The organism is Leptolyngbya sp. UWPOB_LEPTO1 (assembly GCF_017302695.1).
Taxonomy (GTDB): Bacteria; Cyanobacteriota; Cyanobacteriia; order Leptolyngbyales; family Leptolyngbyaceae; genus Leptolyngbya; species Leptolyngbya boryana.
In genome coordinates, this window is the sequence record NZ_JAFLCJ010000006.1 from 123,173 (window position 1) to 146,961 (window position 23,789).

General features: G+C 47.6%; 22 protein-coding genes. 8 read left to right on the forward strand and 14 right to left on the reverse strand.

What is annotated here, in order from left to right:
* The first annotated feature begins 28 nt into the window (after window positions 1–28).
* Window positions 29–295 carry a DUF3143 domain-containing protein gene (locus J0L70_RS11690; RefSeq protein ID WP_017285968.1) on the forward strand — a complete coding sequence of 89 codons (267 nt, stop codon included), beginning with the start codon at window positions 29–31 and terminating at the stop codon, window positions 293–295.
* Here J0L70_RS11690 and J0L70_RS11695 read toward each other — a convergent pair.
* From J0L70_RS11695 to J0L70_RS11705, 3 genes are all read right to left on the reverse strand, one after another.
* Entirely contained in the window at window positions 292–1,239 is a 948-nt protein-coding gene (locus J0L70_RS11695) for a glycosyltransferase family 2 protein (RefSeq protein WP_287454663.1), read from the reverse strand. The genes J0L70_RS11690 and J0L70_RS11695 overlap by 4 nt on opposite strands.
* Window positions 1,240–1,333: 94 nt before the next feature.
* Window positions 1,334–3,055: a diflavin flavoprotein gene (locus tag J0L70_RS11700; protein WP_017285966.1), complete on the reverse strand. Its 1,722-nt coding sequence runs from the start codon at window positions 3,053–3,055 to the stop codon at window positions 1,334–1,336.
* 126 nt (window positions 3,056–3,181) lie between these two features.
* Window positions 3,182–4,918, reverse strand: coding sequence for a diflavin flavoprotein (locus J0L70_RS11705; RefSeq protein ID WP_287454665.1), 1,737 nt, complete (start codon window positions 4,916–4,918; stop codon window positions 3,182–3,184).
* 115 nt (window positions 4,919–5,033) lie between these two features.
* Between J0L70_RS11705 and J0L70_RS11710 the strand changes: the two genes are divergently transcribed.
* Window positions 5,034–5,816 (forward strand): pantothenate kinase, encoded by a 783-nt coding sequence (locus J0L70_RS11710; protein WP_287454667.1) that lies wholly within the window; start codon window positions 5,034–5,036, stop codon window positions 5,814–5,816.
* 245 nt (window positions 5,817–6,061) lie between these two features.
* Here the strand turns inward: J0L70_RS11710 and J0L70_RS11715 are convergent, their stop codons facing one another.
* The 3 genes from J0L70_RS11715 to J0L70_RS11725 all read right to left on the reverse strand — a co-directional run bounded on the left by J0L70_RS11715 (window position 6,062) and on the right by J0L70_RS11725 (window position 8,963).
* Complete coding sequence (locus J0L70_RS11715; protein ID WP_190651484.1) at window positions 6,062–6,856, reverse strand: phytanoyl-CoA dioxygenase family protein; 795 nt, start codon at window positions 6,854–6,856, stop codon at window positions 6,062–6,064.
* Window positions 6,857–7,048: 192 nt separating this feature from the next.
* The gene (locus J0L70_RS11720; RefSeq protein ID WP_287454670.1) at window positions 7,049–7,582 is read right to left on the reverse strand and encodes a GNAT family N-acetyltransferase; all 534 of its coding nucleotides are present in this window, start codon (window positions 7,580–7,582) and stop codon (window positions 7,049–7,051) included.
* A 103-nt stretch (window positions 7,583–7,685) separates the two neighbouring features.
* Window positions 7,686–8,963, reverse strand: a complete 1,278-nt coding sequence (locus tag J0L70_RS11725; protein ID WP_287454672.1) for a glycosyltransferase — start codon at window positions 8,961–8,963, stop codon at window positions 7,686–7,688.
* Between the two features lie 116 nt (window positions 8,964–9,079).
* On the opposite strand from J0L70_RS11725, the gene J0L70_RS11730 reads away from it, so the two are divergent.
* Window positions 9,080–9,694, forward strand: a complete 615-nt coding sequence (locus J0L70_RS11730; RefSeq protein WP_287454673.1) for a TetR/AcrR family transcriptional regulator — start codon at window positions 9,080–9,082, stop codon at window positions 9,692–9,694.
* 69 nt (window positions 9,695–9,763) lie between these two features.
* On the opposite strand, the gene J0L70_RS11735 is transcribed toward J0L70_RS11730, so the two are convergent.
* The 5 genes from J0L70_RS11735 to rbp all read right to left on the reverse strand — a co-directional run bounded on the left by J0L70_RS11735 (window position 9,764) and on the right by rbp (window position 14,310).
* Window positions 9,764–10,777, reverse strand: a complete 1,014-nt coding sequence (locus tag J0L70_RS11735; protein ID WP_287454674.1) for a methyltransferase — start codon at window positions 10,775–10,777, stop codon at window positions 9,764–9,766.
* A gap of 361 nt (window positions 10,778–11,138) precedes the next feature.
* Entirely contained in the window at window positions 11,139–12,278 is a 1,140-nt protein-coding gene (gene nspC / locus J0L70_RS11740; protein WP_017285958.1) for a carboxynorspermidine decarboxylase, read from the reverse strand.
* 3 nt (window positions 12,279–12,281) lie between these two features.
* On the reverse strand, window positions 12,282–13,481 hold the full coding sequence (locus tag J0L70_RS11745) for a saccharopine dehydrogenase family protein (protein WP_190651493.1): 1,200 nt from the start codon (window positions 13,479–13,481) through the stop codon (window positions 12,282–12,284).
* A gap of 135 nt (window positions 13,482–13,616) precedes the next feature.
* Window positions 13,617–13,919: a hypothetical protein gene (locus J0L70_RS11750; RefSeq protein WP_017285956.1), complete on the reverse strand. Its 303-nt coding sequence runs from the start codon at window positions 13,917–13,919 to the stop codon at window positions 13,617–13,619.
* A 70-nt stretch (window positions 13,920–13,989) separates the two neighbouring features.
* A complete protein-coding gene (rbp, locus tag J0L70_RS11755; RefSeq protein WP_017285955.1) occupies window positions 13,990–14,310 on the reverse strand; it encodes an RNA-binding regulator in 321 nt (106 codons plus the stop codon).
* 236 nt (window positions 14,311–14,546) lie between these two features.
* Here rbp and J0L70_RS11760 point away from each other — a divergent pair, with 236 nt between their 5' ends.
* The gene (locus J0L70_RS11760; protein ID WP_287454676.1) at window positions 14,547–16,469 is read left to right on the forward strand and encodes a S9 family peptidase; all 1,923 of its coding nucleotides are present in this window, start codon (window positions 14,547–14,549) and stop codon (window positions 16,467–16,469) included.
* Between the two features lie 173 nt (window positions 16,470–16,642).
* Here the strand turns inward: J0L70_RS11760 and J0L70_RS11765 are convergent, their stop codons facing one another.
* Complete coding sequence (locus tag J0L70_RS11765) at window positions 16,643–17,155, reverse strand: hypothetical protein (RefSeq protein ID WP_144056124.1); 513 nt, start codon at window positions 17,153–17,155, stop codon at window positions 16,643–16,645.
* Here J0L70_RS11765 and J0L70_RS11770 point away from each other — a divergent pair.
* Complete coding sequence (locus tag J0L70_RS11770; protein ID WP_017285952.1) at window positions 17,130–17,735, forward strand: hypothetical protein; 606 nt, start codon at window positions 17,130–17,132, stop codon at window positions 17,733–17,735. The genes J0L70_RS11765 and J0L70_RS11770 overlap by 26 nt on opposite strands.
* 207 nt (window positions 17,736–17,942) lie before the next feature.
* Window positions 17,943–20,135 carry a DEAD/DEAH box helicase gene (locus tag J0L70_RS11775; protein WP_287454678.1) on the forward strand — a complete coding sequence of 731 codons (2,193 nt, stop codon included), beginning with the start codon at window positions 17,943–17,945 and terminating at the stop codon, window positions 20,133–20,135.
* Window positions 20,136–20,207: 72 nt separating this feature from the next.
* Here the strand turns inward: J0L70_RS11775 and J0L70_RS11780 are convergent, their stop codons facing one another.
* Entirely contained in the window at window positions 20,208–20,567 is a 360-nt protein-coding gene (locus J0L70_RS11780) for an STAS domain-containing protein (RefSeq protein ID WP_197693294.1), read from the reverse strand.
* Window positions 20,568–20,759: 192 nt separating this feature from the next.
* On the reverse strand, window positions 20,760–21,821 hold the full coding sequence (gene hemF / locus J0L70_RS11785) for an oxygen-dependent coproporphyrinogen oxidase (protein WP_268182649.1): 1,062 nt from the start codon (window positions 21,819–21,821) through the stop codon (window positions 20,760–20,762).
* Between the two features lie 328 nt (window positions 21,822–22,149).
* On the opposite strand from hemF, the gene J0L70_RS11790 reads away from it, so the two are divergent.
* Together J0L70_RS11790 and J0L70_RS11795 are read left to right on the forward strand one after the other, a co-directional pair.
* Window positions 22,150–22,656 (forward strand): hypothetical protein, encoded by a 507-nt coding sequence (locus J0L70_RS11790; protein WP_017285948.1) that lies wholly within the window; start codon window positions 22,150–22,152, stop codon window positions 22,654–22,656.
* Window positions 22,657–22,706: 50 nt separating this feature from the next.
* Window positions 22,707–23,777: an Mrp/NBP35 family ATP-binding protein gene (locus tag J0L70_RS11795; protein ID WP_017285947.1), complete on the forward strand. Its 1,071-nt coding sequence runs from the start codon at window positions 22,707–22,709 to the stop codon at window positions 23,775–23,777.
* Window positions 23,778–23,789: the final 12 nt, after the last annotated feature.

Sequence of the window (23,789 nt, forward strand, 5' to 3'; positions counted from 1 at the left end):
AATCCTTACAGGTGAAATTACTCTAGCTATGGCTTTACCTTCTGCCGACACTCCGCTTTACAATCATCCGCTGCCTGCGATCGAAGAATGGCTGTCTGATATGGGCTGCGAACAAGATAGCCAGGAACTTCACTGCTGGACGATCGAACGCCCAAAATGGCAGGCTGAACTGATGTTAGATGTCGATCAACTGAGCGTGCGATATCTCAACATTGAGGGGCGTGATATTCAGCGATCGTTCAAATATTCGCTCAGTCGTCAAGATGTTGAGGATGCGGTATTTGGTGGTCCTTAGGGCTTAAGTTTGCGCAGTCCTTGGAAGGCAGTTTGTCGCAGCGATTTGGGCAAGAGCGATAGGGCTAAACCCGTATAGGCTTTAGAAATTGAAGCGAACTTGCCCGATCGCACCAAGTTTCGTCCGGTTTCGGTATCGCCGATTTCGATCAGGCGCAATCCAAGCAGCAATTGAGTTTCAGCGAGCCGCGATCGCCGAATTTTCTCTAAACCTGAATCAGAGAATTCAAAATTGGCGAGATAAGTGAGCTTGTCTTTGAGATAGGGAATGGCGCGATCGATGCCTTGCTGTTCCGCATGAACACGGTATTCCATGAGGCGTTGAGGTAAGTAGTATCCTTGCTTTCCCTCTAAGGCTAATCTGACGAACAAATCATTATCTTCGCAGTTTTGAATGTTGGGGCGCATGTAGTCTACCTCATGCAATGCTTGTGTTCTAAACAGCGTTGCCCCAATTTGAAAACTTTGTTTGACGAAGACCGTTGCTAGTAGGTTATCGGGAATGCCTTCGGATAGGTCTGTTCTGCCCCATTTGTGAGAGTTCTGATCGCTGAAAGCATTGTCTCTCTGCCCTTTGGAATCGATGATCCAATGATCAGTTCCGACAAAATCGATCGTTGAATTGCGATCGAGAATTTCACTTGTTTTCTCTAAGAACTCAGGCGTTAAGCGATCGTCATCGTCGAATTTAAGAAAATACGTTCCGGTTGCGATTTCAAAGCCCGATCGCATGTTGTTACTTTTGCCAACATTGCGAGAATGCCGGATGTATCGAATTCGGGGGTCGTGATAGCGCGATAACACTTCTGGAGTGGCATCTTTTGAGCCATCGTCACAGATGATCAACTCCCAATCGGCGATCGTTTGTGCAAAAACACTGTCGATCGCATCCGGCAAAAGGTGGGCGCGATTATAGGTGGGAATACAGATGCTAATTTTGGGCATATCGAAAGGGAGGTGGGTTCCCATTCAATATCGACAAGATTGGGGCGTGAATATCAGAGGGAGTGGGGACTTCCCATTCCCCTACTTCCCCACCTTAATAGGCAGTCGCAGACTTACGATGCTGAATCGCAGTCATTCCCGTCGTTTCGAGGACTTTGCCATTCTCTACAGTCGCGTACAGTAACCAATGATCGCCGCAGTCCATTCGGTTTTGAATCTTGCACTCTAGATAGGCGAGTGCATCGAGTAACACGACACAGCCGTTTGCCGCAGTTTCCGTACTTAATTCAGCAAAGCGATCTTCTCCGGGGGCAGTCATCTTGATGAAATTCCGTCTGACATTTCGACCTTCTCTCAGAATGTTCAGAACAAACGGCGTTTCAGCTTGATCGAGCACACCCTCAGCCCGACCTTTCGGAACCGCGATCGTCACACCAGGTGGTGTAAAAGTCGCTTGCGAAACCCAAGAAGTGAGAATTCCAAACGGCGTTTCTCCCTGATTTGCGGTAATGACGCATAATGACCCAATGACACGACCTAAAGCTTGCTCAGTACGATCGCTTTGAACTTCTGCAACAACTTGACGAGGCGCACGCGCTTTTTTCGCTTTCTTCAATGCCTGAGCGAATTCTGTCCCTGCCTTTTCACAGTGCTGTAAGTCTTCCTCAGTCGGCTTGAACTTGACGCGAATGGTGTCAAATCCAAAGGCAAATCCAGCATCTTGCAGTTTACTTTCAAGTAAGTCGATCGCTTCTCCACTCCAACCATACGACCCAAAAACGCCCGCAATCTTGGTCTTAGAGGCAGTAGAAAGGACTAAACCTAATGCAGTCTGCATTTGAGTAGGGGCATGTCCGCCGAGGGTTGGAGAGCCGATGACAAAGCCATCACATTGCTCGATCGCGGCTGTAATCTCTGCTGGATCAGCGAGTTCACAATTGATCGATTCGACGTTGATTTCAGTATCGGTTAAGCCTTTCGCAATCGCGTGAGCGACCGTTGCGGTATTGCCATAGGCGGAAGTGTAAAGCAGGGCGACGGAGAGTTCTTGAGTTTCTTGCTGCTCGCACCATTCGAGATATTCAAGTTTTAGGCGGCTTTGGCTGTAGCGAACAATCGGGCCATGACCGACTCCATACCATTTGGGACGGAAGCGGGAGAGTTTGTCAATCGCATCTTCAACTTGCTTGGACTGAGCCGCATGTAGACAATCGAAGTAGTAATGTCGATCGTCATCGAGTTTTTTCCAGTTCTCATCGAAGATCGGATCATCGCAAACGTGAGCGCCAAAGAACTTGTCTGTATAGAGAATTCGAGTCGCTGGATCGTAGGTGCAGATTCCATCGACCCAGCGTGGAGTGGGTGTAAATGCAAACTGCAATTCATGCCCTTTTCCGAGATCGAGCACTTCTTCCCCTCGAACTGCGTAGAGGTTGAGTTCTTGATTGGGAAACGCCGCTTTCAGAGTATTGACCGCAGGTTTAGAGCACACGATCGTAATCTGTGGCGCAATTTCCAGCAGTCGCTTGATAGTCTCAATCCGATTGGAGTTCACGTGACCGAGAATCACGTAATCCAGCTTTTGAAAGTATTGATGATCGTGGAGTTCTTTCAGAAAAATATCGGTGAAGGATTCTCCGGGCGGATCAATCAGGGCACTTTTCTCAGCCTGAATGAGATAGCTATTCGCGGTTGTGCCTTTTTGTCGCGCGTATTCGACTTCAAACTTGAGACGATCCCAAGTGCGAGATCGTAAGACGCGCGTATTTTGGGCAATTTCGGCAACTTGGACATCTCGCGATCGAGGTTGAACCATAGGACAAATCAAGGGTTAGGGGGTAGGGAGTGGGGGGTAGGGAGTGGGGAGACGATAAGAATTTTTTGTTCTTTGAACCCTGAGGCGCAAACTAACTTACTCCCTACTCCCCACTCCCCACTAAAATTAATAGTGGTTTCCAACTTTCCGATGATGAACCGCTGTCAGCGAATCTGCTTTCGCAACTCGTCCAGCAGTCACGGTGCTGTAAACAATCCAGTGATCGCTACATTCCATTCGGCTGACGACTTCGCATTCCATGTATGCCAAGGCATCCGCAAGAATTGGTGAACCATTGGTCGCGGGATAGTTTGCGACATCAGCAAAGCGATCGGCTCCTGGGGCAAATCGCTTTAGGAAATGCTTCATCAAGGTCTGATACTTGCCCTCTTCGAGCGCATTCAGCACAAAGCGATCGCCGACATGCAGGAACGATTCAATTGCTCGATCTTTGGCAACCGCGATCGAGACTCCTAACGGCTCAGAACTCGCTTGAGCAACCCAAGAAGCCAACATCGCACTAGAGATGTCGCCCTTTTTCGCCGTGATGATGTACAAACCGCCGCTAATCCGACCGAGGGCTTTATCTAACTCGGTATCGAGCGCTTTCATCTGTTTGACGGTGCGATCGCGCGTTAGCCATTGTCCTAAGTCGGTTCCAGATTCTTCGCAAAGCTGATAAATTGCTTCGGTGGGTTCGACTTCAATCTTGATCGGCTCGAACTTCTCAGTTAATCCAATTTCACGGAACTGGTTGCGAATCGGGTAAACGGCTTCATCGTTTCCGCCCCCGACTTCAAATAATCCAAAGTTCTGTTTGGAGTTCGCCGCTGCCAGAATAGTTCCCAGTGCTGCCTGCGCGTTTTCTGCAATTTCGCCCACTTGAGGAGCCATGCCTAGCACGACCGCGCTGGATAATTCAACCAATTCCCGCACGTCTTGAGGTTCTGCAACTCGCAGATCCATCATTTCAACCGCAACGCCTGTTTTCGTGATTCCGGCTGCGATCGCTTGGGCAATGCGATCGCCATACCCATACCCGGAAACATAAAACAACCCAACGGTTGTGGTTGCTTTCGCTTGGCTCTGACTCCAATCTTTGTAGCGTCCAACTAATTCTGCAATGTTGTAGCGCAGCAGCGGGCCGTGACCAGTCGCGATCGTGGTAAATTCTGGCAATTCGCTGATGCGTTTGATGGCACCAAGTACCGATCGAGCATTCGGAGCCATCAAGCAATCGTAGTACAGACGAAATTCAGCTTCGAGAATTTCTAAATCTTCGTCGTAGGTGTGATCGTCGCAGAAGTGCATCCCAAATGCATCACAGGTAAAAAGCGTCTGGGTTTTGTGGTCGTAAGTAAAAATGGTGTCAGGCCAATGCAGATTCGGAGCGGAAACGAATTCGAGTTCGTGACCGTTGCCGAGATCTAAGCGATCGCCACTTTTAACAATCTTGCTCTTGAAAGAATGATGCACGAGTCCTTCTAAAAACTGAATCGCCACTTTTGCCCCAATCACCGTAATCTCAGGGTTGAGCGCTAAGACATCGCGGACTAAGCCGCTGTGATCCGGTTCAGTGTGGCTGATGATGAGATAATCAATTTCCTTCGGATCGATCAACTCATTCAGTGCGTCTAAATAGAGTTCTTGAAATTTGGCGTGAGAGGTATCAACGAGCGCGACTTTCTCGCCTTTAATCAGAAAAGAGTTGTAGGTTGTACCGTTTTCGAGTGAGAATTCGATGTCGAAGCGATCGCGATCCCAGTCTAAACAGCGGATCGTCGTTGTCTCAGGAGCAATTTCAGCGATTTCAGTTGTGAGGCGCACTCTTGATCGAGCGGGGCGAGAAGCAGAAGCGACCATATACCAATCTCCCTACGAACAATATGTTAACGGTAAAACAATTTTCTTAATCTGTTTCAATTCTCTCTCGTTATAACTCAGTTTGTAAAGTTTTAATAAGCAAGGATACCTATAAATGAATCTAATAGATTGCGAATGGATTGCGCTCAATATCGGCAATTCCCGGCTGCACTGGGCTGTATTCAAAAATGATCAGGTTCAAGAGAAATGGGATACCCCGCATATTATCGAGAAAATAGAAGATTTATTGCCTCATTTTCCTTCTAATCGTATAGCACATTTAATTAATTTTACTAATCAATCAAAGCCACGGAATGATATTGATTGTGAGCTATGGATCGCGTCTGTTGTTGCGGAGCAATTCAATTACTGGTCTGATTATCCGAAGCTGCATTCGATTCAATTGAAAGAGGTTCCGATTCAGCAGATTTATCCAACTTTGGGCATCGATCGAGCTTTAGCGCTTTGGGGTGCAATTCAAATTTATGGCAGTCCAGTGCTGGTGATCGATTGTGGAACAGCGCTGACTTTCACCGGGGCGAATGAGAACAATCAATTGGTTGGAGGTGCGATCGCGCCTGGCGTGCGGTTGCAATTTCAAGCGTTAGGAAATCACACAGCAGCATTACCTACGATCGAGCAAGTTGCAACGTTGCCGAATCGCTGGGCAACCGATACGGTTCACGCGATCGAGAGTGGGATTTTGCACATTCTCTTAGCAGGTATCCGAGATTTTATTGCCGATTGGCATCGACAGGTGGGAGAAAGCGCGATCGTGTTAACGGGAGGAGATGCAAATTTGATTGCTCAATTCTTGGAGTTGGAACAGGTTCAGGTTGATTTAGATTTGGTATTTTGGGGAATGCGATCGCTTCGGAATCATCAGAAAATGGTTTAGAGGATGTGGTCAGCTTTTTCGATCGTAAACTCTGCGTTGCTGCAATTCATGGCTCTCCTCCAAGAAAGACCGGATTGATTGCAGCACGGCAAACGTCGGTTAAAAGAAAATGAACGGAACGTCAGAAGAACTGACTTCATTACGCTTCAGGAAGTAATCAAATTACTCATCTGAGTAATTTGATTGCTCAAGAGTAAACCTCTGCATAACGATGGCGCTCACAAGCCGCAGGTAATCTCTGCACCTTAACCAATTACATTTGGGTGTTCCGGTGCATTGCGGGTGTTGGACTGCAATTTCTGCACGTCCTTAAAAATAGCAGACTGAAACTCATGTCCGAGTAACTGTTTGAGTTTTGGGCTTGCCTGTTCTAGAAAAGTTGGCGACATCTGCTGTGCTAGGTTTTCCAGCGGACGGACAAACTTTGGATTGTAATTTCCTAGAACTGAAACGCGCGGCTTATCTGAGTGATTTGTAGATGTGTCATGCCAACAAAGTCCGTGAGAAAGAACGACTGAACCTGCTGCTCCAGTGACTTTATAGGCTGAGCTCGAAAACTCCTCTCGCTTAGGAAATTGGCAAAGCTTCTGGGTGTCTGCTGCAAATAAAGGAGCGCCGTTAGTTTCTGTAAAGTCTTCCATCATCCAGATTGCTTGAACTTCCATCACAGGGGTTGCTGGATAGGGAGGAGTCATGGTGAAGTAAGGATAATCGACATGTGCGCCCATACTACTAGCACCTGGATAAAGGATATGTGCAGAGAACCCACCAAGGGTCATATCGCTTCCGAGAATTGCCTCCAAAACCTCTATCACTTTCGGATGCTGTACCATTTGCTCAAAGATTTTTGCTTCTTCGAGCAATCTGTATAGGCGTGATCTCTCCCCCGTCTTTAAAAATCTTCCTGCTGGTTCTTCTGAGGCGAGTTTGAGGATTTGCAATCTAGCTTCAGAAACTTCTTTAGGTGTGAATAACTCTGGCAATAGAACATAGCCTTTGCCTTGAACAATTTCTTCTGCTAAGGATGTAACATCCCACATAGATTATTTCCTCTAAGTACCAGCATTGTTACCATACAATGAAATTAACGCGAATCCCAAAGCAGATAGCTTGAACAACGAACAGTTGTAGTTATCAGATGCAGATAATCTTCGCTAGCCCCTAGTATCCTTCAAAGTTTCAGTGCATTGCGGTCCTTATACTACGATCGCTCACTATTTTGCTTTTGGAACTTACTTACTAATTGCATAGCAATAACAGTCTCGTGGCTCTTTAGCAATATTCGGGTGAATGAACCACCGCTTCAAAACCCCTTCTCTCTGCATTCCAACTTTCTCCATCACTCGTGCCGATGCAGGATTTTCAACATCACAAAAAGCCCAGACTCGATAGATCTCATCCTGTGCTAATGCCCAATTCGTCAGTGCTTGCATCGCTTCTGTCATATACCCTTTACCCCATTCTGATCTTGCAAGAACATATCCTAAATCTGCCTTGTACTGATTGATGCGAATTTCTATCATCCCAATCAGTTGGGCATCTTGCTTGCAGATCAGTACATAAGGAAATGCAGAGTGATTCGCCCAAACCGAAATACATCGATCGATGAACTCATCTGTCTCTCTAATAGACTGATGAGGTTGCCAACTCAGATACTTCGTTACCTCTGGGTCTTGTGCGTATTGCTCAAATATCGATCCTGCATCTTCAGGTATTGGCTGCCTCAAGCATAATCGCTTCGTTTCTAGAGTTTGTGGTGGTTTCATAGCACATTCCCAAGTTCCAGACTCAACTCACAGCTTACTAGATAAGCAAGGGCAGTGCAGACTCAACTCAGAATTTTAGCGCTAGGTTTCTCCAGTGTCGTCGTCATAGAAAAGCTCCACACTTTTCTAGCTCTTGTACGATTTCGACTGCATGAGCAACTCCATCTTCAGCTTGAATCTTTGCTCCTAGATCGGCAGCACGTTGGCGCATTGCTGAATCGTTCATAACCTGCTGAATTGCTTTTGCCAATCTTTCAGCAGTAAGGTCTTTACGAGGAATCGGTGCTGTCCCTACGCCTAATTCTGCAACGCGATGTCCCCAAAAAGGCTGATCACCAAAGAAAGGAATCACAATGGTCGGTATCCCTGCTCTGAGTCCCGCGGCTGTTGTCCCTGCACCCCCATGATGAACCACAGCCGCGACACGTGGAAAAAGCCAAGAATGGGGAATTGAATCCACCATAAAAACCGTATCTGGCAAATCACGCTTACCCAGACCCCGCCAACCCGATTGCAAGATAGCACGTTGTCCCGTAAGTGCGATCGCTTGTAAGACTAGATCTGCTGTTTCTTCTGGATTTCGACTCACCATACTCCCAAATCCAATAAACACAGGGGGAGAACCACTTTGTAGAAACTCTAGTAAAGCGAGAGGTGGAGACCAATTGGGAGGCTCATCTAAGAACCAATAGCCAGTCATATGAGTATTCTGCCAATCCGAGGGTTTCGCAATCACAGATGGACTTAACCCATACAGGATGGGATAACGCTGAAGATGAACCGAATGATAATTTCCCCAAAATGGGGCAGCGGGCAACTCTAGCACTTGTTGTCGTGCTAATCCATCCCCTGTCCGCGCTCCCTGCCACATGATCTGTCGAAAGACATGATGCGACAGTCGATTGACAGTTCCGCCAAATTTAGCAATAGATTGAGGAAACAAAACAGCGGGAAAGGCTTGAGTCGGCGTAAAAGGAAAGATGTATGCCTGAAGCAACGGGATCTTCAGCTTCTCAGCAAGGGAAACACCGAGGAAGAGTCCGCCTACGCCTGCAACTAGCAGATCCATTCCCTGAGCCGCGACCAATCCGCCCTCTGCCCAATCGATCGCGGCTCGTTGAGAAGCTTTCGCTGTACGTGCATTAATCGCCAGAAAATTCCCGCTTTCTAGCAACTGACGGTTCGCGGGGTCTTCTAGAAAAGCTTGGACGTTGCCCTTAAGCGGATAGAACTCTAGCTCATATGAATTGACTAACGATTCAAAGTTTTCATGCGTGGCAAGTCGAACGCTGTGTCCTGCGGTTTTCAGCCCCTTGCCCAAAGCAACGTAGGGCTGAACATCGCCTCGACTTCCCATCGCCATAATCATAATTCGCATCATTGACTCTCTCTTTTCATTGCTTGCTGTAGAACTTGCTTGTAAAATGTGAGTAATTACTCATAATTTTATGGGCGATCGCACTCCTCTGACAACTCGCATTTCGAGAAGCCCTACCGATGTCTCCTAAACCTCCTGCAACCCCACGTAAACAACCCAAACAAGAGCGATCACAAGTCACTGTTGAAGCGATTCTCTCGGCAACGGCTCACATTTTGACGGAAAACGGGTATAACCAACTGACGACGAATCGGGTGGCTGAACGGGCTGGTGTGAGTATCGGCTCGCTGTACCAATACTTTCCGAATAAGGAAGCTTTGATTTTTGCTTTAGCGGAGCAGCATGCTAATGAAATGGTGCAATTAGCAAAGCAGCATTTAGAAGGACTCAGCGATCGCACAATTCCAGAGGTGCTGCGACAAATTATTAAAGCAGCATTGGCGGCTCATGCTGTGAACCCTAAGCTTCATCGCGTTTTGCATGAACAGATTCCCCACAGTGAAGTGATGAAACGCTTAGATCAGGCAAAGATAGAAAATCTGCTGCAATCATTTCTCGCGCAACGCTCTGATCAGCTTCGACCCAAGAATCTAGAGTTAGCAGTTTTTATGGTTGAGCGCACGATCCGAGCCTTGATTTATGGGGCGATGATCGATCATCCTGAGTTGCTCAAGACTGGGGAATTGGAACAAGAACTAACGCTGATGTTGTCAGCATATTTAGTCAAAAAGTGACCAGAGTAGATTCAAGAGTTGCTTCAACAGATGGCTTTTAACATAAAAGTATTGGGCAGCCATTTTCTGCTATTTAATCCCAATCACCATCGAATCTGGGCCAACTAAATGCTCAACCCGGATCTGAGAAAAACCAGCTTCTTTCATCCATCCAGAGCAGTCAGCACCTGTGTAGTCGAAGCCTCCTGGCGTTTCGATCAGCATATTTAGGCTCATCATCAGACCAAAGGCATTCTTTGAGCGATCGTCATCAATGAGTGCTTCATATACGACGAGAGCACCTCCAGATGGAACAGCATCGAATGCTTTTGCAATCAGCATTTTCTTCGTCGGTAGATCCCAGTCGTGCAGAATATGCCCCATCAGTACTACGTCAGCTTTGGGCAGATCGTGCTGGAAAAAATCACCTGGCACAAACGACAGACGGTCTGCTACCCCTGATGTCATGCTGTACTCTTCAAAGAAAGGAGCAACCTGGGGCAAGTCGAATCCGAAACCCTGTAAATGCGGGTTTGCTTTTGCGATCTGAACTGCTAAATCACCTTGGGCTGTGCCTACATCTACGAAGGTGCGGTAGTCTTTCCAGGGAAAGCGTTGTGCGATCGCGACATTAGAACCTCGGCTCACTCCTGTCATCGCAGAAAGAAATTCTTTCAAGCGGTCTGGCTCGGCATAGAGGGTTTCAAACAGACTAGGATCACCTGTCCGATATTCGTTTTGCGGTTGCCCAGTGCGGAGAGCGTCAGTGAGATGACCCCAGAAGGGATACAAGCGGTGGTTCGCCATTTCTAGTATCCCTCCGACGTAGGATGGCTTGGTTCGATCGAGGAATAGATTGGTCTCGATCGTATTCGAGTAGAGATCGCCTGTGCGTTCCAGGAAGCCAAGCGCGACTAACGCATCGAGGAAGTCACGCGCCGAGCGTGGGTGCAACCCTACCAGATCTCTGATTACGTCAAATGGCTTGGCACCATCTGCCAGTTTAGTAAATAGGTCGATTTCGATAGCACTCAACAGCATCTTTGATGCCCAGAAAGCTAGCCCTGTTTGCAAGATTTTCTCTGGACTTGGTTGTTCACTCATGCTGTTCTCCTAAAACCCAAAAGTCGCGCTCAGATATTATTTTTGTTTACTATTTACGATAGATTTACCCAACTTGTACAGACGAACGATTGTTCCGAATCATACCTTTCGACAGCCGATTAGACAGACAATTTAAGGATTTCTTCTCGAAGCGCTTAGCGCTCAAAAAAGTTCGTCTGTCTCAGAATGAATGAAATATTGGGGAGCTTCATCCCTGCAACAAGTCATGCGATCGGCGGAAGTTTAGCGCTCTCACAAAAAACTAGTAGATTGCTAAGATTGCCTCTCGCTTACTAACAAAAGCACTCCAAGTCTTTCAAAGACTTGGAGTGCTTATCTTATGAACTAACCTAATTACGAACTAGCCCATTCGAGATCGATAGTCCTCATACCCAAACGTTCGCCACAATTCAAACGAACCATCTTGTTTGAGACAACCGATCGATGGATGCGTTACCCCGTTAAACATTGTTGTTTTAACCATGGTGTAGTGCATCATGTCCTGGAACAATAAGCGATCGCCAACCTCTAAAGGTCGATCAAACTGATAATCTCCCAAGAAATCTCCAGCCAAACAGCTAGCACCACCTAAGCGATACCCAGTTTGACCTTCTGGCAACACAGAGGCTCCAGTAATCTCTGGCTGATAAGGCATCTCTAAGCAATCTGGCATATGTGCTGTGAATGAAACATCTAACATCACATGCGTCATGTTCGGCATTGGAATCAGATCCAAGACTGAGCTTAGTAAAAAGCCTGTCTGCCAAGCGATCGCTGAACCCGGCTCTAGCATCAATTGCAAGTTCGGATACTTCTCATGGAAAGCTTTCAGAACTGCGATCGCATGATCGACATCGTAGGTTTCATGCGTCATCAGATGTCCGCCCCCAAGATTGAGCCATTTCAACTGAGGCAGTAAATGACCATAGTGTTCCTCAATGTTGAGCAGCGTTTTCTCCAAAGCAAACGAATCACTTTCACAGAGGTTATGCGAGAGAAACCCCTCAATTCCATCCGGTAAGCGATCGCCCAATTGCTCAGGTAGTACCCCCAAGCGTGATCCTGGCACACAAGGATTGTAGAGCGCAGTTTTCACAGGAGAAAAGAGCGGATTGATCCGAATCCCGATCGAAGCATTGCGCGGGAATTTGAGCGATCGCTCCCACTGACTCAAAGAATTGAACGTCAAATGCGAAGCAGACGCGAGTAACTCCGGTAAGTCCTCGTCCCGATAAGCAGGCGAGTACACACACAGCGCACCCCCGAAAAACTCCGATGCCAGTTGCGCTTCCCACAATGAACTTGCAGAAGCTCCATATAGACTTTCGCGAATCATCGGAAAGCTATGAAACAGCGCAAAGCCTTTCAGTGCCAGTAACACTTTCACAGGCGCATCTCGTTGAACCCGCTCGAAAATTTGCAGGTTGCGTCTCAGCTTTGCTTCTTCCAGCACAAAGCAGGGCGAAGGAATATTCGCCAAGACCTCATTGACTTGTTCCATCAGTTAGATCGCCTCAAAGGGAGAAGGTTGACCGATGACTTCATGCCAAGGCAGTCCCATGTCACCCAACTTTGCTAAGAATGGATCAGGATCTAGCTGTTCAACGTTGAACACACCTGGCTTTTGCCAAGTTCCATTCGCCACCATGAGAGCACCTAGCGCTGCCGGAACGCCTGTGGTGTAGGAAATTGCCTGTGCCCCGACTTCTTGATAAGCCGCAGCATGATCGCAATTGTTGTAGATGTAGTAGGTCTTTTCTTGACCATCTTTGATGCCGCGAATGTGACATCCGATCGAGGTTTGTCCGGTATAAGTTGCTGCTAGAGAAGCTGGATCAGGAAGCAGCTTCTTCAACATTTTCAGAGGCACAACGGGTGTTCCTTCATAGTCGATCGGATCAATTCGGGTTAATCCGAGCGTTTCTAGCACCTGAAGGTAGTTGATATAGCTCTGTGAAAAGGTCATCCAGAACCGTGCTCGCTTCAAAGTCGGAATGTGCTTCACCAGCGATTCGAGTTCTTCGTGATAGAGCAAGTAAGATTCGCGATCGCCGATATGGGGATAATCAACAGGGCGATGAATTGATAAAGGCGGAACCGTGATCCATGCGCCTTTTTCAAAATAGCGTCCCGGCTGAGTAATCTCGCGAATATTAATCTCTGGATTGAAATTCGTTGCAAATGCTCTGCCATGGCTACCGGCATTGCAATCGACGATATCTAGCTCGTGAATCTCATCAAAATGATGTTTCAGAGCGTGAGCAGTAAAAATGCCGGTCACACCTGGATCAAAGCCACAGCCTAGAATCGCAGTTAGTCCGGCATCATAAAAGCGGTCTTGATAAGCCCACTGCCAGCTATACTCGAATTTCGGATTGTCTGGAGGCTCGTAATTCGCCGTGTCAAGATAATGCACACCTGCATTCAGGCAAGCATCCATCAACGCCAGATCTTGATAGGGCAATGCCACATTCACCAAGACATCTGGACGGAACGACTTCAAAAGAGCCACAGTTTGAGAGACATCATCCGCATCGACTTGCGCGGTTTGGACATGCCTACTGGAAATACTTTCTGCAATCTGGTTACACCTTTCTACCGTTCGGCTGGTAAGCAGAATTTCCTCGAATTCTTCCAGTGCAGCAAGTTTGTGAGCCACTACTCTGCCAACCCCGCCTGCGCCAACGACCATCACTCGTGCCATTTTTTCTCCTTTGCGCTTCGTTTAGAAGTCCGCGATTATCGATCCCCTAGATACTTCTAGATTTTCTGGACACATCATTATGACACGGGATCTTGTTCGTCGTTATGTATCAACAACACAATCTGGAAATTTCATTCAATCCACTGATAGGCGCGTTGAAATCGATCGCAATTCGTCTGGAATTTCACTGACTTCTGGAAATTCCAACAGCGTCTCAGACAATCCTAAGTATCCGGATTCTGCGAACGATAACAGCATTCGTTGTAATGCAAACCAAACTTCCGGCTCAAATTCCCAGTCGCGTCCTCGTTTGGCTCGACCTGCGATCGACTTTAATGCCCAAAAGTAACTATTCCGGACGATTGACCCACCTTTTTTGAAGGGCGGGACATCTTCGTGATGCAGATACAAAATATCCGACTCAATTCTTGCTCTCATCTGTCTTGAATCCAAAAGAAATTCCCCTAATGCACACACATTAGGGGAACCTAAATTTTAGCGAATCAAATTAATAGCGCTGCGAGAATCCACCGCTACGACCGCCACGACCGCCGCCACTGCGACCACCGCCGCCGCTACCCGATTCTTCACGGGGCTTCGCCTTGTTGACGCGCATGTCGCGACCCATCCATTCCGCACCATCGAGTGCCTCGATCGCTGCGTCCTCTTCGGCATCCGAAGACATTTCGACAAACCCGAACCCACGCATCCGTCCAGTTTCACGATCAACGGGAAGCTGAACGCGCTTAACAGATCCGTATTCTGCGAAGATCTCAGTTAAATCCTCGCGTGTAACCTCATAGGACAGGTTACCTACATAAATCGACATTGAAAGAATTCTCCAGAACCAGAAATGAACGAGGCAATCGTATCGGAGGGTGTGCCTGCTTTAGCGCTAACAAACTTGCAAGTTTTAATGGAAAACGAACGAGTCACTGTCTAGGAAAAACAAACTGAATCAGCCGAGCTAAATACCTCTCATTACTCACTGTAACACGAATCTTTATTGCAGACCGTTTGATTCAATTACACTTGAGAAGTTTCGATGTTGTCGCGGAGATGGCTATGGCTGTTGCATCTTATGGGGCGTGGAAGTCCCCGATTAGCTCAGATTTGATTGTGGCGGGCGCGATTGGGCTAGGTCAAATCAAGCTCGATGGAAAAACAATCTATTGGAGCGAATCGCGCCCGACCGAGGGCGGAAGGAATGTGATTATTCGACGTTCAGAGAACGGTCAGACAGTCGAGGTCACACCTACTGCGTTTAACGCTCGTACCCGAGTGCATGAATATGGAGGTGGGGCGTTCACAATCATTGATGAGACAGTTTATTTCTCAAATTTTGCTGACCAGCGCTTGTATCAGCACAGGGTTGGAGAGGAACCGATCGCGTTAACTCCCGAAGCTGCGATTCGCTACGCAGATGTGATTTTAGACAAAAAACGCGATCGCTTAATTTGCATTCGAGAGGATCATCAAAATGCAGATCGAGAGGCAGAAAATACGATCGCGAGCATCTCTCTCAAGGATCACTCTCAAACTACCTTAGTCGCGGGATCTGATTTCTACATGTTTCCTCGATTAAGTCCGGATGGATCTCGATTGAGTTGGATTTGCTGGCATCATCCTGATATGCCTTGGGATGGAACCGAGTTATGGACAGCGAAAATTCAAGAGGATGGCACATTAGCAACGCCTGAAAAAATTGCAGGGGGACGAGAAGAAGCGATTTTTCAGCCGGAATGGTCGCCGGATGGAAATCTGATTTTCGTCAGCGATCGTACAGGCTGGTGGAATTTTTACCGCTGGAATCCAACGACTCAAACTGTAGAAGCCCTGTGCGAAAAAGCGGCTGAATTTGGATTGCCGCTTTGGGTGTTTGGCATGTCTACCTATGGATTTGCAGGCAACAACATTATTTGTGCTTATACCGAGAATGGGATGAGCAGATTGGCGAGTCTGGATCTCAACACACTTGAGCTTAAAAATCTTGAATCTCCCTATACCAGCATTGCAGGTGTTCAGGTTTGTCCAGATCATGCGGTTTTTGTTGGCGGATCATCAACTGAACCGAGCGCGATCGTCAAATACGATTTCAACACTCAACAGTTTGAAACTCTCAGACGAGCCAGTGAACTCAGGATTGATCCAGGCTATTTGTCCATTCCAGAAGCGATCGAGTTTCCCACGGAGAACAATCTCACGGCTCATGCGCTCTACTACGCGCCGAAAAACAAAGACTTTCAAGCTCCCGAAGGCGAGCTTCCTCCGATGTTAGTTAAAAGTCATGGAGGCCCAACGGCTGCAACTTCTGCTTCATTCAACTTGGGCATTCAGTACTGGACGAGCCGTGGGTTTGCTGTCCTTGATGTGAACTATGGAGGCAGTACTGGATATGGTCGAGCCTATCGAGAAAGACTCAAAGGGACTTGGGGAATTGTCGATGTGGCTGACTGTGCCAATGGAGCAAAGTATCTCGCAGAACAAGGTAAAGTCGATGGCGACCGCTTAGTGATTGCAGGCGGAAGTGCAGGCGGTTATACAACGCTGTGTGCTCTAACTTTCCGCAATACCTTCAAAGCAGGTGCAAGTTACTATGGCGTAAGTGATCTCAAAGCGCTTGCAGAAGATACACATAAATTTGAATCACGGTATTTAGATGGCTTGATTGGAGCTTATCCAGAACGGGCTGATTTGTATCACGATCGCTCTCCAATCAGTGCTGTCGATCGCTTGTCTTGCCCAGTCATCTTTTTCCAAGGTGACGAAGATCGGATTGTGCCGCCAAATCAAGCTGAAATGATGGTCGATGCTTTGAAAGCGAAAGGCTTACCTGTTGCGTATGTTCTATTTGAAGGAGAACAACATGGATTCCGCAAAGCAGAGAATATCAAACGCGCATTAGATGGCGAGTTTTACTTCTATTCGCGAGTATTTGGCTATACGCCTGCGGATACGATCGAACCTGTTGCAATTCACAACCTCTAAAGTTCAACGTTTCCAAGCCTTAGATGGATTGCACCCTGATTTCAAACTGAAATGAGGTTCTACTGATCAAGTAGAACCTCAAAACGTCTTAGCGGAGACAAATGAATACCGAGTCAGCTTTCAAAGTGAACAGATTGACTGAACACGCCAAACTCTAAAATCCGAAAATTGTACTAGCTAGCACAGATAGGCTTATTGTTCGCATTCAAGCGAATCTTACCTTCTGACCCACCCACCATAAACGGTGCAGTCTGATCATCAACCACACGCACGAATGCAGGCTTATCTTTCAGGCAAGCACTCACGGCTGCGCCCCAAGCTGGCAAATCTTTCGCCATTTTATCAGTAATCGGGGTATCGCTAGTAACACTCGCTTCCTGAACAACAGCAATTTGGATCGGTAAGGTAAACTTCGCTGCTGTGTTAGCACTCTCAGGTAAAGTCACTTGCTGCACACCCGTGATCGTTTCGCTTTCTAGCACAGTTGTCGTTGCCATGGGTTGCGTGCTAGGAGTTGAAGACTGTTCAGCCGGAGCAGTTGGCTGAGTAGGCGTAGTTGTCGATTCCGGTGTGGTCGAAGGGGTAGTGGGAACCGTGGTATCCGGTGTGGTCGAAGGGATAGTGGGAACCGTAGTATCCGGTGTAGTTGTCGATTCCGGTGTGGTCGAAGGCGTACTCGGAGTCATCGGAGCGCTTGTTGGAGAAGCAGGCGTTGTAGATGAATCAGGAGCAGGCGTTGTTGTATCCGGAGTCGAAGGCGTTGTCGTTGCGCCAGGAGTCGAGGGAATTGAAGTTGGGCTGACAGGTGTGGTCGCGGGGGTTGCAGATTCAGCAGGCTTCTCGACTGTGGGTAGCGTCGGCTTACTCTCAGATGGCTTCTCTGTTGTTGGCATCGTTGGCATGGAGGTCGGAGTCGATGCAGGAGTCATCGTCGAAGGAGCCGAGGTCGGCATAACTGGGGTTGAACCTGGATTAGCAGGAGTGGTACTGATTGACGGCATCGAAGGCATTTCCGGCTTTGCGATCGGAGTCATTGAAGGCGTGCTGGTCTGGTTTACCGTAGGAGTTGCAGACTCAGTGTTAGAAGGCTTCTTCACCGATTCAGCGATCGTTGGAACCGCATACCCTGCTAAGACAGCAGCAGCTATACCAAAAGCAGCAATCTGTTTCCGTTTGCTCACGTTAGATCTCCGAAATTTGCTAGAGGGGCTAAATCTTCTTTCGTATTCAGGACGCACCTGGATGATTCACACAGCTGACATCTAGAGGTCGAGCAATGTCCGCATGAATTGGAAAGCGGCAGACTAAGCGAACCGTACCGAAGGATGTGTAAATGGCTCAACCAATCGGGAGACAGATAATAGATTGGCACAGGGTTAGGATACAAAGATGCAAAATCAAGGTCTTAAAGGCGAAATTCGGCGCTAAAGTAGGCTGTGCAGTAGGCTCAGTAGTGTGTTGAGGGAATCGAGCATGCAAGACCCGTATTATCGGCTAGCGCCTTTCATTCAGGAGTATATTTACGCACAAGGTTGGAGCAGTTTACGCCCAATTCAAGCAGAAGCGTGCAGAGTTTTATTCGATACCGATCAGCATCTTCTGATCGCCGCAGGCACAGCATCCGGGAAAACTGAGGCTGCATTTCTTCCAGCGTTGACGTTACTGCATGAAAATCCATCTCGCAGCGTTGGTGCAATTTACATTAGTCCGATTAAAGCTTTGATCAATGATCAGTTCGATCGATTAACGGATCTCTTACGGTTCGCGGATTTACCTGTGTGGGCATGGCATGGAGATGTGTCTCAAAGCCGGAAGAAAAAGCTACTTGCAAATCCGCGTGGCATTCTGCAAATTACGCCTGAATCCTTGGAGAGTTTGCTGATCAATAAAAGTTCTGACATCGATCGTATATTTGGCGACCTTCGATTTGTGATTATTGACGAAGTTCACGCATTTATTGGCAGCGATCGCGGTTGCCAAATCTTGTGTCAACTTTCGCGCCTTGCGAAGCTGACAGGTAACCAACCGCGTCGAATTGGACTGTCTGCAACTCTGGGCGATTATTCTTTAGCAGAAGCGTGGCTGCGGGCAGACACTTCTCCATCTGTCACCACCCCAAAAATTGAAGGAGCCGCGAGAAAAATTCAGTTGTCGATCGAGCATTTCTATGATCCGGGTTTAGTTGTCCGGGCAAAAGGAGATACCCGCGATCGCGTCTTTAATCCGTATCATTTGTATTTGTTTCAACAGACAGAAGGGCGGAAGAGTCTAATTTTTGCGAATGGGCGGACTGCCACCGAAGAAGCGATCGCGGCATTGCGAGAAATTGCCCAGGCGAAAGGCGCACCGGATATTTATCACGTTCATCACGGCAGTATCTCGGCAGCATTGCGAGAGACGGCTGAAGAAGCCATGCGGGATGGGGAGAAGCTCGCAGTGACGGCAGCAACCGTGACGTTTGAAATGGGAATCGATTTAGGACATCTCGATCGCGTTTTGCAACTTGAAGCACCTGCTTCGGTTGCTAGCTTTCTGCAACGCTTGGGTCGATCAGGGCGAAGAGGCGATACCGCCGAGATGCGATTTGTCTGTGCAGAAGACAAGCCGACAGGCGAGGAGATTTTACCTGAGCAGATTCCTTGGCAGTTGTTGCAAGCGATCGCGATTATTCAACTCTATATTGAGGAAAAATGGATCGAGCCTGCACGGGAAATGCAGTATCCATTCAGTTTGCTCTATCACCAAACGATGAGTACTTTGGCAGCATTAGGAGAACTGTCGCCAGGTGCGATCGCGCAAAACGTCCTCAAATTGCCTCCTTTTCAGTCGGTGACTCAAGATGATTTTCGGCTGTTTTTACGGCATTTAATCGAAATTGACCATTTAGAACAAACGCCGACTGGGGGCTTGATCATTGGAATTACAGCCGAAAAAATTATTAACAATTTTAAGTTCTATGCAATTTTCCCGGATACCGAGGAGTATCTCGTTAAGCATGATGGAAAAGCAGTTGGTAGTATCATCGTTCCGCCAATGGAGGGAGATCGCTTTTCGCTAGCTGGCAAAACCTGGGAAGTGATCGAGGTCAATGCGAAGAAGAAAACGATCGTTGTGATTCCTAGTACAAAATCCGTGACTTCTAGCTCATGGCGCGGCAGTATGGGCGAGATTCATACTCGAGTGTTGCGGCGCATGAGAAAAGTGCTGCAAGAGACAACGATGTATCCTTATTTGCAACCCGGTGCGAAACGGCGACTCCAAGAAGCAAGAGAGCTAGCGCAATACAAAGGCTTTTTACATCAGCCGATCCAATTGATTGAAGAGGATGTTTGCTGTATTCTGCCCTGGATGGGAACGATTCCATTTCGGACCTTAGAGCGATTTTTGCGGTTTTACGCGAAAGATGCTTTGGGACTGAAAAGTATTAAAGGGCGATCGCCTTATTTTCTAATCGTTCGATTGGGAAAATGCAAGCTAGAGACTTTGGATCACGAGATTCGATCGTTAGCCAATCGCCGCTTAGAAGCGAATATGCTCCTGCCTGATGATGAGATTCCAAAGCTGCAAAAGTTTGATCCTTACATTCCATCAGAATTGCTCAGAAAAAGCTTCATGAGCGATTATTTGGATCTAAAAGAACTCACGACGGCGATCGCCAAGTGGTAATACTCAATTTCACCAAAGCAGAGTTGAAGATGAAAGCCCTTGATCGGAAAATCTGTCATCGTTTAACTTGGGTTAACTTGCCAACTTTTGCGGCGCAGTTCCCAGAGCTTCCTCTTCACTCTCAAAAATCTCAAATACTGAATCCATCATCGTGACTTCAAAGACCAGTTTTGCCTCTGGATGCACATTGCAGAGCTTAAAGCTGCCGCGTGCTTTATCTGCATCCCGCATCCCTGCTACTAGCGAAGTCAGCCCAGAACTATCAATAAAATTTACCTGACCTAAGTTGACAATAATATGATTTGTTTGTTTCGCAATACAGTCCTGTAACTTGGTGCGGAACTGCCACGCTGTTGTGATATCTAAGCGCCCGCTCGGATTAAATACGACGATCGTATTGCCATCCGGGGTACTAAATACTCTTTGCTCCATGAGGATCGACTTCTGCTCCATATTAATCAGGACTTGCTTCGTGCAAGCGATTGGGGGGATTCTCTAGGTCAGTTATGCCCAAATCAGGGAAAATGCTAACACCATTACCTTCTGCAAAAAGAGGGAAGCGCTAGAAAAACGCTTCCCTCGACATGCAAGGCTTAACAAATGGATGTTAATGGCTAATCACCATTAAGCTGAGTGTGCCCCGTTTTGTGACCAATTGATCCAATCTTGTGGCTTCAAGAAAATGTCATACAGCCGAGCTTCTGGACTTCCAGCTTCTGGTTCATACCCATATTCCCACCGCACCATCGGAGGCAGTGACATCAGAATCGATTCTGTGCGTCCATTGGTCTGTAAGCCAAAAATTGTGCCGCGATCGTAGACCAGATTAAACTCGACGTACCGTCCCCGGCGATAGAGTTGGAACTGGCGTTCGCGATCGCCATATTCGGTATTTTTGCGTTTTTCAGCGATCGGCGTATATGCAGGCAGAAACGCATTTCCGCAAGATTGAATAAACGCAAACAGATCTTCCCAAGTCCGACCTTGCACTGCACCCACCTGTTGACTGTATTGTGCGGCAGGGGTGTCCATTTGCGAACCTGGATAGAAAATCGGATACAAAACGCCTTGAGTGTCCTGATAGTCAAAGAAGATACCGCCAACTCCACGAGTTTCATTGCGATGCTTCAAATAGAAGTACTCATCACACCAGAGTTTGAAGGTGGGATAGTATTCGGGATGATGCTGGTCACATGCTTGTTTTAGTGTTTGATGAAAATGGATAACATCTTCTTCAAAGGGATAGTAAGGCGTTAAATCAATACCACCGCCAAACCACCAAACGGGACCTGCTTCAAAGTAACGATAGTTCAGATGCACGGTTGGAATGTAAGGATTCCGGGGATGCAGTACCATCGAAGTCCCCGTCGCATAGAAGCTATGACCTTTCGCTTCGGGACGCTGCACTAAAATCGAGGGTGGCAAATCCTTGCCCCAAACTTCGGAAAAATTGACTCCGCCTTGTTCAAACACACGACCTTCGCGCATGACTCGCGATCGTCCGCCACCGCCTTCGGGTCTCGTCCAACTATCTTCGCGAAACGTCGCTTCACCATCAACGGCTTCTAAGCCTTTACAAACTTGATCCTGGAAAGATTTCATCCATTGGCTCACCCGCTCTCTTGAATCTTGAGGCGGTAGCGCTTGAGTCGTTTCGGTCTTGTCGGAAGTGGAGAAGGCAGTCATAAACGTCGGTTCCTGGAACGAATCGCTTTACTATCGGTGAAGAAGTTTAAAGGTTCCGTTAGGTTCGAGCAGCAGGATTGCTCAATCTAGACGGTTCAATTAGACTATCGCGAAACGGTTCCTGTCTAAACAGTTGAGCCGATTTCCAAGGTGCGGATCGCGCATCCTGTGCGGAAAGTAGGGATCGTAAATGTTTATAACGTTCTGTGACTTCTGCCCCAAGAAGTCGGTCAGCATCTTGAGAAGGATGACGATCGGGGACTCAATTTGGCTAAGATCAATCACCCCGGCTTTAGCGTACAGGTTCGCCTTAGAGGAGATGAATATTATGCTGAACTTTCCTTGGACATTCTTCTACCGCAAGCGGCGACGTGTCGAAATGACATTAGCGCGATCGTACCAAGCGATTAGTTCAGCCTCGGTCGATGATCTCTGGAAAAAAGTCATCGATTTAGCGGATGTATCTTGGCATCCGATGATTTCGCACACGAATGTTCCGCGAGGGCAGGTGGCAAAGCCGGGATTGATTTATGAAGCGGTGACGCGATTGGGACCGTTTCCGATTCGGATTTTTGTCGAGCGGGTTGATCCGCGAGAATTGTTGAGTGTGAGAATTATGGCAATTCCTGGGCTTGAGGAACGGATTCAGTACGAAGTGAAATCAACCGTTTCGGGCACGAGTATTGCGTATTCGGTGACATTGCAGGGGTGGTTGTCGCCATTGATTTGGTCAATTATTAAGCCCTATGCGGCACGAGTGGCTGAGGATTTGGCACATGCGGCGGAACAACCGGAATTACCGCGATCGAATCAACGCAGTTGTTTAGACTTCTAACGAGATCCGTAGAACGGTAAGATCGAATCAAACCCTGACTCGATCTCTCCATGCTAGAAACTCTTAGTGCAGAATCCGTTTTAGAAGTGCTTAAACCAGTTCAAGACCCTGAACTCCAAAAAAGTTTGGTGGCGTTGAACATGATTCGCAATGTGTCGATCGATGATGGCAAGGTTCGATTCACATTAGTCTTAACGACTCCTGCCTGTCCGTTACGTCAGTTTATTGTCGAAGACTGTGAGCGGGCGATTAAAACTTTACCCGGTGTGACATCCGTCGAAGTCGAAGTGACCGCTGAGACACCGCAGCAAAAATCTTTACCCGATCGTACTGGGATCGAGGGTGTGAAAAATATTATTGCGATTTCCAGTGGTAAAGGTGGCGTTGGGAAAAGCTCAGTTGCCGTTAACGTTGCAGTGGCATTGGCGCAAGCTGGCGCTAAAGTCGGTTTAATCGATGCCGATATTTATGGACCGAATGCTCCGACAATGTTGGGGCTTGAAGGATCGGGTGTTGCAGTTACGCAAACCGAACAAGGTGAAATTCTCGAACCTGCCTTCAATCACGGAGTCAAATTAGTTTCGATGGGGTTTCTGATCGACAAGGATCAGCCTGTGATCTGGCGAGGTCCGATGTTGAATGGTGTCATTCGTCAGTTTCTCTATCAAGTTCGGTGGGGTGATCTCGATTATTTAATCGTCGATATGCCTCCGGGAACTGGAGATGCTCAATTGACGATGGCGCAAGCGGTTCCGATGGCGGGGGCAGTGATTGTTACAACTCCTCAAACGGTTGCGCTACTGGATTCTCGGCGCGGGTTGAAGATGTTTCAACAATTGAACGTCCCAGTATTAGGCATCGTTGAGAATATGAGTTATTTTATTCCGCCGGACATGCCCGATCGACAGTATGACATTTTCGGTTCAGCCGGAGGCGAAAAGACTGCGGCGGAGCTAAATGTGCCTTTGTTGGGCTGTGTACCGTTGGAAATCCCGCTGCGTCAGGGCGGAGACAAGGGAATTCCGATCGTCGTTGGCGATCCCGATTCTGCTTCGGCAAAAGCATTGACACAAATTGCTCAGCAAATTGCTGCTAAAGTATCCGTTGCAGCACTCGCATAAGCTCAAATTTCT